The organism is Aeromonas finlandensis (assembly GCF_000764645.1).
Lineage (GTDB): Bacteria > Pseudomonadota > Gammaproteobacteria > Enterobacterales > Aeromonadaceae > Aeromonas > Aeromonas finlandensis.
The window spans coordinates 1-4,151 of record NZ_JRGK01000169.1; the positions used below are offsets into that span (position 1 = coordinate 1).

Genomic DNA, 4,151 nt, shown 5'->3' on the forward strand with positions numbered 1-4,151 from the left:
GGTCTGGCTGGTTTCGTAGTTTTCCGACTTGAAACCGTAGGTACCGGCGATGCCGCAGCACTGGGACTCCAGCACCGTCACCTTGACCCCGGGAATGGCGCGCAGCAATTCGAGGGTGTAGATGACGCCCCCCATCTTCTCCATGTGGCAGGGGGTGTGGTAGGCGATGTGCAGATTGAGCGGCTTCATCGCCGGCTTGTTGCCCTTGTAGAACTCGTTCCACAGGAAGCGGGTCACCAGCGAGATGCGATCCCGCACCTTGTGGTTGTCCTGCTCCAGCAGGTGGGGGTATTCATCGCGCAGGGTGAAGCCGCAGGTGGAGGAGGTGGCCAAGAGCGGCATCTCGTTGCCCAGCAGGGTGTTCTCCAGCTGCTTGATGTTGAAGGCCGCCTGCTGCTTGGCCTTGTCCATGAAGCCGTTGGCAATCAGCGGTACGCCGCAGCACTTCTCCCGCTCCAGCAACTGGACGCCAATGTTCATGGCGTTGAGCACCTGCACCAGCTCCTTGCCGAGCTGCGGGTGGTTGTAGTTGACGTAGCAGCCGTGGAAGTAGGCTATTTGGCGCTCATAACTGGCCTGGGTGGCCTTCTGCTTTTTGTACCAGCCGCGGAAGGTGCCCTGGGAGTATTTGGGCAGGTCGCGGTGGGAGGAGACCCCCAGCGCCTTGTCCAGCACCAGCTTCATCGGCTTGAGGCCGGTGGTGAAGTTGACCACCGGCGCCATCAGGGTAGACATGCTGCCCATCAGATCGGTGTGGGAGAGCACGAACTCGCGGATCCCCGGTTTGAAGCCGCTGTACTTGTCTTTGGCCTTGGCGATGATGTCGCCGATGCGCACCCCGCTCGGGCAGGCCACTTCACAGCGCTTGCAGTTGGTGCAGTGCTTGAGGGCGCTATCGAACAGCTCCGGGCTCTTGATCCGCAGCCGCTCCCCATCCGGGCCCGCCTGTTTGGGGCCGGGGTAGGCGGGGTTGGCCTTGGCCACCGGGCAGTAGGCGGTACAGACGGTGCATTTGATGCACTGATCGAACGTTTGGTTGGCATGATCCAGTAACATGTCAGTTCTCCTCCCGTCGGGATTGAAGGCACGGGATATGGGACGAAGTAATCATTGGGCCGCGCCCAGAATATGGCCAGCGGCTTGCCAGCCGGTGGCAACGGCAACACCGGAGCCGGAGCCCTCTTTAATGGGGTCGTAATGGGCCAAGACACTGCCCGCGCCATAGAGGTTGGCGAGCGGCTTGCCGCCGCGCAGTACCCGCAGCTTGTCGTCAGTTTTGACCCCGAATCCCATAAAGGGGTGGTGGTCGAACAGGCGGCGACCGGCCCAGGCGTCACGCTCTTCCAGACTCAACACATCGGCATTGAAGATGGGCTCGCGAATGCCGCGCAGACGGGACTCCAGTCCGCGGCTGAAAAAGCTGCCGGAGGCGAGCACGAAGTTGTCCGCTTCAAACAGCTGATCGTCGCCATTCTGGCTGTGCACACCGATGACGCGGTCCCCCTCGTAGCGGGCACCCAGCACCCGTTCGCTGGTGAGGAAGGTGCCGCCAAGGGCCATGAAGCGGCGCTTGAGCGCCTCCTGCATCCGCATGCCGATCAGAGACGGCGGCATGGTCGCCACCTCCTTGATGGTGCAGCCGGTGCGCTGCTCCAGCTCCGCCAGACGGGGGCCGACCAGTCCCAGCGACAGGCAGGCGGGCAGCACGATATGACGGCAGCCCGGTTCGCCACACTCCTGCACCATGCGGCTGATCTCGCGGGCCAAGTCCGCCACCAGATGGTGTTTGTCGCAGAGGCGGGCGATGTCGGCAGAGCGAAACTCGTGGGGATTACGGCTGAATTCGGCCAGTTGTGGCAGGCGCACTTCACCGGTCAGAATGCGGCAGTGGGCGAAGCGGGGATGGGTCGCCAGATTGGCCGCCGCCAGCGCCGGGTGAAAGTCGCGAAAGCCCTCGAGCGTGGCCAGCAGCAGCACGTCCGGGATCGGCGCATCGGTGACACAGGCGCAGGTATCGGGGGAGAGCCAGGTGCGTTTGAGGGTGCCGATGGGGGTCAGGCGCTGGTGGTTGGTGTCGTGGCGGATCAGCGGTAACCCCTGCTCGGCGCAGTGGCGCTGCAGATCGGCGAGGCTCGCTTCGATATTTTGCATCCCCACCTTGCTGTAGGGGTGATCCGGATGGGCTGCCATAAAGGCGGGCAGGGCGGCGCGGGGATCTCCCTCGCTTTCGAGCAGATCGACCGAGCCAGAGGAGAAGTGCAGGGCACTCTGGCCGGAGGCCATCAGCAGGGTCTTCTGGCCCGCCTCTACCAGCCGCAGGGCGGCCGAGAGTCCCGCCATGCCACCGCCGATAACGATATTGTCAAACTTCATGACGGCTCTCCTTGTGAGTGGTCTCGGCTTGCCGGGGTGCGAGGGGTATCGGCAACCAGTTGCGGCGCCGTCCACTCCCCCAGGCCAAACAGCCCTTCGTAGATCCAGTAGGTAAACTCGGCCTCGCGCAGGGCATCACCCCAAAGCACCGGGCGGGTCCCCTTGTAACGCTCCTCGAGGAACTGGCGCAGCATGACGCAGGCCTGGCGGCCGTCCGCCTTGCCATACTCCTGCATCAGACCGGCGGCGCGGTAGGCGCACAGCTCCCCCTGACAGGGGCCCATTCCCAGACGGGTGCGGCGGCGCAGATCGATGAGGTTGTCCACATCCAGCTCGCGCAGGGCATATTCGATTTCGCCCGCGGTGACCATTTCGCACTCGCAGATGAGGGCGTTGGCCTTGGGATTGTCACGGAAGAAGGCGATGACCCGCTCGCCGTGGCGGTACTGGGCCGACCCTTCGACCGGCACCGAGAGGCCAGGAGCGGAGACCTTTTCCGGATCCCGCGAGCCGGGCAGGCTCAGTTCGGCGGTCTGGCAGGGTTTGCTGTTACCGAGTTTCTTGGCCAGCAGATCGGTGGCCCATTCGGCCATCAGGCGGTAGGTCATCAGCTTGCCGCCGGTGATGGTGTTGAACCCCTTGAGGCCATCACGCTCGGCGTGATCCAGCAGCACGATGCCGCGACTGATGTTGCGGCCGGTGTCGTCACCGTCCACCGCCACCAGCGGGCGCACCCCGGCGTAGGCGCGCAGCAGGCGGGTGCGGGCCATGATGGGGGCGAGCTTGATCCCCTCGCGCAGCAGCACCTCCACCTCTTCGGGCTCGACGGTGAGCTGGTCAATCTTGTTGTAATCGATGCGACTCGATGTGGTGCCGATGAGGGAGATGGTATCGCCCGGCACCAGAATGTCCGCATCTGCCGGTTTGCGGGCGCGGTTGAGCACCAGCTGGTTGATGCGGTAATCCATGATGAGCAGGGAGCCCTTGGCCGGGAACATGCGGATGCCGAGATCGGCGTATTCGCAAATTTGCTGGCCCCAGATGCCGGCGGCGTTGATCACCTCCTGACACTCCACCTCGAACGCTTCGCCGGTGCGGGTGTTGATGGCCTTGACCCCATGCACCCGATCCTGTGTGCGCAGCAGCCCCAGCACCTTGCTGTGGGTGAAGATACGCGCGCCATGTTCTTTCGCGTCCAAGACGTTTGCGGCAGCGAGGCGGAAGGGATCGACCGTGCCGTCCGGCACATGGATGGCGCCGATCATCGCCGGGTTGGCGTTGGGTTCGAGCAGCAGCGCTTCGCGGGGATCGAGCTGGCGGGTTTCGATACCGGCCAGGGCACAGGCATCCATAAAGGTGGTTTGGAAATTGATGTCATCTTCCGGCAGGGTGAGGAAGAGGCCGCCCGTGTCCTCGACACAGTGGCTGGCAATCCGCTTGAGGATGCGGTTTTCCTGGATGCATTCGCGGGCGGACTCTTGATCCGTCACCGCGTAGCGGGCACCGGAGTGGAGCAGGCCGTGGTTGCGGCCGGTGGTGCCTGCGGCGATATCATCGCGCTCGAGCAGGATGCAGTCGATGCCGCGCAGTGCGCAATCGCGCATGATGCCGGCCCCGGTGGCACCGCCGCCTATGATGACGACTTGTGTGGTTATTCTTTTCATTGTTGCCCGTCTCATCTCTTCCAGATGAGGCCAGTGTGACGCGAACCCTTAACGAAATGTTTGATTTGGACCAAATAAATGAGCGAGATCGAACATTTGGCGCAGGGTATATGC

2 protein-coding genes and 1 pseudogene are annotated in these 4,151 nt (G+C 63.4%); all 3 read right to left on the reverse strand.

Annotation, left to right across the window (positions count from 1 at the left end; all coding sequences use genetic code 11):
• Positions 1-1,056: anaerobic glycerol-3-phosphate dehydrogenase subunit GlpC (gene glpC, locus LD28_RS0112105; protein ID WP_033137219.1), on the reverse strand; the 1,056-nt coding region annotated here is incomplete at its 3' end.
• Positions 1,057-1,107: 51 nt separating this feature from the next.
• Positions 1,108-2,373 carry a glycerol-3-phosphate dehydrogenase subunit GlpB gene (gene glpB, locus LD28_RS0112110; RefSeq protein ID WP_033137220.1) on the reverse strand — a complete coding sequence of 422 codons (1,266 nt, stop codon included), beginning with the start codon at positions 2,371-2,373 and terminating at the stop codon, positions 1,108-1,110.
• A pseudogene (gene glpA, locus LD28_RS0112115) lies at positions 2,363-4,037 on the reverse strand (anaerobic glycerol-3-phosphate dehydrogenase subunit A). The gene glpB and the pseudogene glpA overlap by 11 nt, the downstream one beginning before the upstream one ends.
• Between the last annotated feature and the right edge of the window lie 114 nt (positions 4,038-4,151).

Bases quoted from the DNA above. Each gene is read 5' to 3' on its own strand.
- glpB (WP_033137220.1), bottom strand. From the start codon at position 2,373: ATGAAGTTTGACAATATCGTTATCGGCGGTGGCATGGCGGGACTCTCG.